Annotated in this window: 6 protein-coding genes; 3 read left to right on the top strand and 3 right to left on the bottom strand. The window is 71.0% G+C overall.

Annotation, left to right across the window (positions count from 1 at the left end):
• The coding region (locus VF697_RS32975) for a GNAT family N-acetyltransferase (protein ID WP_331101227.1) at positions 1-913 on the top strand (913 nt) is incomplete at its 5' end.
• Between the two features lie 4 nt (positions 914-917).
• On the opposite strand, the gene VF697_RS32970 is transcribed toward VF697_RS32975, so the two are convergent.
• The 3 genes from VF697_RS32970 to VF697_RS32960 all read right to left on the bottom strand — a co-directional run bounded on the left by VF697_RS32970 (position 918) and on the right by VF697_RS32960 (position 3554).
• Positions 918-1517: an RNA methyltransferase gene (locus VF697_RS32970; protein WP_331101226.1), complete on the bottom strand. Its 600-nt coding sequence runs from the start codon at positions 1515-1517 to the stop codon at positions 918-920.
• Positions 1518-1645: 128 nt separating this feature from the next.
• On the bottom strand, positions 1646-3259 hold the full coding sequence (locus VF697_RS32965) for a sodium:solute symporter family transporter (protein ID WP_331101224.1): 1614 nt from the start codon (positions 3257-3259) through the stop codon (positions 1646-1648).
• A gap of 16 nt (positions 3260-3275) precedes the next feature.
• A complete protein-coding gene (locus VF697_RS32960; RefSeq protein WP_331101222.1) occupies positions 3276-3554 on the bottom strand; it encodes a DUF485 domain-containing protein in 279 nt (92 codons plus the stop codon).
• A gap of 209 nt (positions 3555-3763) precedes the next feature.
• On the opposite strand from VF697_RS32960, the gene VF697_RS32955 reads away from it, so the two are divergent.
• Positions 3764-5224 (top strand): APC family permease, encoded by a 1461-nt coding sequence (locus tag VF697_RS32955; protein WP_331101220.1) that lies wholly within the window; start codon positions 3764-3766, stop codon positions 5222-5224.
• A complete protein-coding gene (locus VF697_RS32950) occupies positions 5194-5811 on the top strand; it encodes an SAM-dependent methyltransferase (protein WP_331101218.1) in 618 nt (205 codons plus the stop codon). Before VF697_RS32955 ends, VF697_RS32950 begins: the two co-directional genes overlap by 31 nt.
• Positions 5812-5824: the final 13 nt, after the last annotated feature.

Here is a 5824-nt window from a genome sequence, read left to right as displayed (position 1 = left end):
CTCGGCCACCCGGCTCATGCGCGCGGCCCTCCGGGAGCTGCGCGGCCAGGGCGCCCCCCTCGCCAGCCTCTACCCGGCCACCCAGCCGCTCTACCGGCGCGTGGGCTTCGAGCAGGCCGGCGCGCGCTTCGAGACTCGCGTGCAGATTTCAGGGCTCGACTTCCACGAGCGCACCCTCGCGCTGCGGCCGGTGGAGGCGTCCGACCTGCCCGCCATCCACGACGTCTACCGTCGGTACGCGCAGCGGCAGCAGGGGTGGCTCGACCGCACCGCGTACCTCTGGAGCCGCGTCACCCATCCCAAGGGGGAGCACGCCTACGGCTACCTCGTGGAGGGCAGCGCGGGGGTGGAGGGCTACGTCTACCTCACGCGCCGGCCCCTGAATCCGCGAGACTTCCAGCAGGAGCTGAACCTCACGGACCTGGTCGCGCTCACCCCGGCCGCGGGGCGGCGGCTGTTGAGCTTCCTTGGCGACCACGGCTCGATCGCGAGGGAGGCGGTGTGGCGCGGCGGACCGGTGAATCCCCTCCTCTTCCTCCTGCGCGAGCAGACGTACCAGGTGAAGCACCTCTTCCACTGGATGCTGCGCGTGCTGGACGTGCCCGCGGTGCTCCAGGCCCGTGGCTATCCCGCCGGCATCTCGGGGGCGCTGCACTTCGAGGTGGATGACGACCTCTTCCCGGAGAACCGCGGCCGCTTCGTGCTGGAGGTGGAGGACGGCGAGGCCGAGGTGCGCCCCGGAGGCGACGGGGACGTGCGGCTGCACGTGCGGGCACTCTCGACGCTCTACACCGGCTTCCTCTCGCCCACGGCCCTCCAGCTCGCCGGAGCGCTCGAGGCCGACGAAGTCTCCCTGCGCACGGCCATGGCGCTCTTCTCCGGGCCGCCGCCGGCCATGCCCGACATGTTCTGAGCCCTCAGGGCACCCAGGCGCCCAGCCCCGTCGGGGCGCCACCGCAGGCCTCGCGGAGCCGCTCGAGGGCGGCCTCGTAGGTGAGGGACTCCGCGGCCTCCTTCACGGTGGGGGAGACCCAGTCCCGCCAGGAGCGCAGGACGGTGACGTGGCGACCGGTCTCGGCCTCGGTCTCGGAGACGTGGACGAGCAGGCGCTCCTCCAGCGTCTCGCGGGCCTTCGTCCATTCGCTGTCCTTGTCCAGGCGCACCTCCCGGTCCCGCTCCACCGCCGTCAGCAGGGCGCGGGCCTGGGGGGAGAGCCCCTCCAGGGAGCGGCGGCGGCGCGAGGGCTCCATGGCCACGCGGTACACCACCGCCCACAGCGAGGGGTCCACGAAGGCCACCTTGCCCTCGACGAGCCGCACGGAGAGCACCTCGTCCGAGGCGCGCAGGATGCGGCCGAGCCGGTACATGAGCCGGCCCTTGGCATGGGCGCGCCAGCTCCCGCGCACGGGGCCACCGGCCACCGCCTCGACGAGCGAGGGCGTGCCGAGGGCGGGGACCTCGGTGACGACCCGATTCTGGTGGATGAGTTCCAGGGCATCGTGTTCGGTGCGGACCACGCTCGCGCTCCTTCCGAGTCTCCTCGTTCCGTCTCCGTGCACCTCTAGGGTAGGGCGGGGATGGCCGGAGGCGCCGTGGCGCTCGCCCGTCTGTCTGGACAGAGGGCGAGCCCTGCACTGGAGCGCGCTCAGGTGGTCTGCGTGCCCGGAGTCGCCACGGGGGCCCCGGGCGCGGGCGGGTGGGCCGGGGCCTCGGTCTCGGCGCCCACGTGCATGCGGTGCCGCACCTCGTGGAAGCGGCCGGACGCCTCGGGCTCGGGGGAGAGCAGCGACACCAGCCAGCCCACGAAGAAGGACAGCGGCATGGTGACGAGGCCCGGGTTCTTCAGCGGGAAGAGCGCCTCCTTGTTGCCCAGCAGCTCCACCTGCACCGTGGGCGACAGGAAGATGAACAGCACCGCGCTGGCCGTGCCGGTGAGCATGCTGGCCACCGCGCCCCGGGTGGTGAAGCCCTTCCAGGACATGGACAGCAGCAGGGCGGGGAAGTTGGCGCTCGCCGCGATGGCGAAGGCCAGGCCCACCATGAAGGCCACGTTCTGCCCCTTGAAGAGGATGCCCAGGAGGATGGCGACAACGCCCAGGGCGAGGCTGGCCAGCTTGGCCACGCGCAGCTGCTCCTGCTCCGGCGCCTTGCCCTTGCGCACCACGCTCGTCCACAGGTCATGGGAGAGCGCCGCCGCGCCCGACAGCGTCAGCCCGGCCACCACCGCGAGGATGGTGGCGAAGGCCACCGCGGAGATGAAGCCGAGGAAGGGCTTGCCGCCCACGGCCTCGGCCAGCATGGGCGCCGCCATGTTGCCGCCCTTGTCCACGAGCTTGATGGCATCCCGGCCCAGCAGCACCGAGGCGCCGAAGCCGAGGATGAACGTCACCAGGTAGAAGTAGCCGATGAGCCCCGTGGCGTAGAACACGGAGCTGCGCGCCGCCTTCGCGTCGGGCACCGTGTAGAAGCGCATGAGGATGTGCGGCAGGCCCGCCGTGCCGAACATCAGCGCCAGGCCCAGCGACACCGCCTCCAGCGGGCTGGACACCAGCTTGCCCGGGGCGAGCACCTCGGGGCCGTACTGGTCCGCCGCCGCCTGGAAGAGCGCCAGCGGGTTGAAGCCGAACCTCGCCAGCACCATCAGCGCCAGCACGGTCGCGCCCGCCAGCAGCAGCACCGCCTTGACGATCTGCACCCACGTGGTGGCGATCATCCCGCCGAAGAGGACGTAGAGGATCATCACCACGCCCACGATGCAGACGGCCATCTCGTAGGACAGGCCGAACATCATGTGGATGAGGTTGCCGGCGCCCACCATCTGGGCGATGAGGTAGAAGCTCACCACGGCCAGCGTGCCCACCGCGGCGGAGATGCGCACCGGCGTCTGCTGGAGCCGGTAGGCCACCACGTCCGCGAAGGTGTACTTGCCCAGGTTGCGCAGGGGCTCGGCGATGAGGAACGTCACCACCGGCCAGCCCACCAGCCAGCCCACCGAGTAGATGAGGCCATCGAAGCCGGAGAGCGCCACCAGGCCGGCGATGCCCAGGAAGCTCGCGGCGCTCATGAAGTCGCCCGCGAGCGCGAAGCCGTTCTGGACGGCACTCACCCCGCCGCCCGCGGTGTAGAACTCCGAGGTCGTCTTCGTCTTGCGCGCCGCCCACCAGGTGATGGCGAGCGTGAGGCCCACGAACGCCAGGAAGAAGAGGATGGCGGTCGCGTTGGTCTCGCCCAGCGAGGTCGCTGTCTGTTGTGGATTCATTCGCGTGGCTCCGGGCTCAGCGGCGGAACTGGTGGAGGGCCTTGTCGTAGTGGTTGTTGGCCCACCAGACGTAGATGCCGGTCAGCACCCAGGCGGCGGCGATGACGAGCGCGCCCAGGAGGATTCCGAGCGACAGCCCCGGGGCGATCTGCTTGCCCATCAGCGGCTTGTTGAACGCGACGAGCAGGATGAAGCCGAAGTAGGACACCAGCGTGCCGGCGGTGAGGACGGCGGCCACGCGCCAGCGCGCCGCCGCCAGGGCTTCGAGCTCTTCGGCCTTGGATTTCTGGGTCATGGTGCGGGGTCTCTCCTTAGGAGGGCCGCAGCATGAAGGTTCTCGCGGGGTGCACGCCTGCCACGTCGCGTCGGACGTTTCGAAAGGTAACGGACGCGTCACCCCGGTAACGCCTCGCTGGACCCTCGCCAGGCACTCGGTGGAGCGGGGTGGATTGCCCCGCTCCCAGGAGGTGTCCATCCCTTCACACATCCAGGGAGTGGCTGCCGATGACGGGTGCGCGGGACCAGAGGGAGGGGCGGCCGAGCAAGGAACGCCTCGACGCGGCGGCTCCACCGGAGGGCTCCGCGGCGCTGCCCCGGCCGAGCTTGCGCCTGCTGGACGCCATCGCGCTCATCGTGGGCATCGTGGTGGGAGCGGGCATCTTCCGCACGCCCTCCATGGTGGCGGCGAACGCCTCGAGCGAGGCCGCCGTGCTGCTGCTGTGGGGCGTGGGCGGGCTGGTCTCCCTCATCGGGGCCCTGTGCTACGCGGAGCTGGCCAGCACCTGGCCCCATGCCGGTGGGGACTATCACTACCTGCGTCGGGCACTCGGGGACTCGCTGGCCTTCCTGTTCGCCTGGGCCCGGTTGACGGTCATCCCCACCGGCTCCATCGCGCTGCTGGGGTTCATCTTCGGGGACTACGCCTCGCAGCTGCTGCCACTGGGCGAGCACTCCTCCGCCCTCTACGCCGCGCTCTCGGTGGTGGTGCTCACCGGGGTGAACGTGGCCGGCCTCCGGTTGGGCAAGTGGACGCAGAACCTCCTCACGGTGGCGGTCGTGGGGGGGCTGGGGCTGGTCATCGTCGTGGGGCTCTTCTTCTCGCCCGTCGCTCCGGCCCCTGTCGCCGCGGGGGCCTCCGATGGGCCGCGTCATGCCGCCTGGGGCCTGGGGATGGTGTTCGTGCTGCTGACGTACGGCGGGTGGAACGAGGCGGCCTACATCTCCAGCGAGCTGCGCGGGGGACGCCGGAGCATCGTCTCCGCGCTGCTGTGGAGCCTGGTGGCTGTCACCGGCCTCTACCTGCTGGTCAACCTGGCCTACCTGAAGGCGTTGGGGCTGGCGGGCGTGGGACAGTCGGAGGCGGTGGCGGCGGAGCTGCTGGAGCGCGTGACAGGCCCCGTGGGCGCGCGGCTCATCAGCCTCCTCATCTGCGGGGCGGTGCTCACCTCGTCCAACGCCACCATTCTCATGGGCTCGCGCACCCACTATGCGCTGGGGCGGGACTTCCCGATGTTCTCCCCGCTGGGGCGGTGGAGCGCGCGCGCGGACTCGCCGGTGAACGCGCTGCTGGTGCAGGGGGCCATCGCCCTGGCCCTGGTGGGCGTGGGCTTCATCACCCGGCGCGGCTTCGAGACGATGGTGGAGTACACCGCGCCCGTCTTCTGGTTCTTCTTCCTGCTCACGGGCGTGTCGCTGCTGGTGCTGCGCCGGCGCGAGCCGGACGTGGTGCGCCCCTTCCGCGTGCCGCTCTACCCACTCACCCCGCTGCTGTTCTGCGCCACCTGCGCGTATCTCCTCTATTCGAGCCTCGCGTACACCGGAGCGGGGGCGCTCGTCGGGGTGGGGGTGCTGGCCACCGGTCTCATTCCGCTCGCGCTCATGCACCGGCGCGAGGCCCACCCACCAGGCAAACCCTCACCAGGAGGTCACACACCATGGGGAGTTGGAAAGTCGCGTTCGGCGTAGCGTTGGTGGGTGCGCTCGGGCTCTCGGGGTCGGCGCGGTCCCAGGACCCGGAGGACTCCGCGGCGCCCCTGTACGTGCCGTACAACCTGGGACGCTCGGACCTGCCCGAGAAGCCGCCGGACGTGCCGTACGTGCCCACCCCGCAGGGCGTGGTGGACGACATGCTGGAGCTGGCCGGGGTGAAGCGGGGGGACGTGCTCTATGACCTGGGCTCGGGAGACGGGCGCATCGTCGTCACCGCGGCGAAGCGCTTCGGCGTGCACGGGGTGGGCATCGACATCAACCCCGAGCGCATCCAGGAGGCCGAGGCCAACGCGCGGGCCGCGGGCGTGGAGGACCTCGCCCGGTTCCGCCAGGAGGACATCTTCAAGACGGACATCGGCGATGCGACGGTGGTGACGATGTACCTGCTGCCGAGCGTCAACAACCGACTGAAGCCGAAGCTGCTGGGCGAGCTGAGGCCGGGGACGCGCATCGTCTCGCATGCCTTCGACATCGAGGGGTGGGAGCCGGAGCGCATCGTCGAGTCCGCCGGCAGCACCCTCTACCTGTGGGTGGTACCGGAGGACGCGTCCCACCTGCGGTAGCCGGCGAGGGCCT

This window comes from Archangium sp. (assembly GCF_036388035.1).
GTDB lineage: Bacteria > Myxococcota > Myxococcia > Myxococcales > Myxococcaceae > Archangium.
Note: the sequence above shows the minus strand (reverse complement) of the source record. Positions and strands in the feature narration are given on the sequence as shown.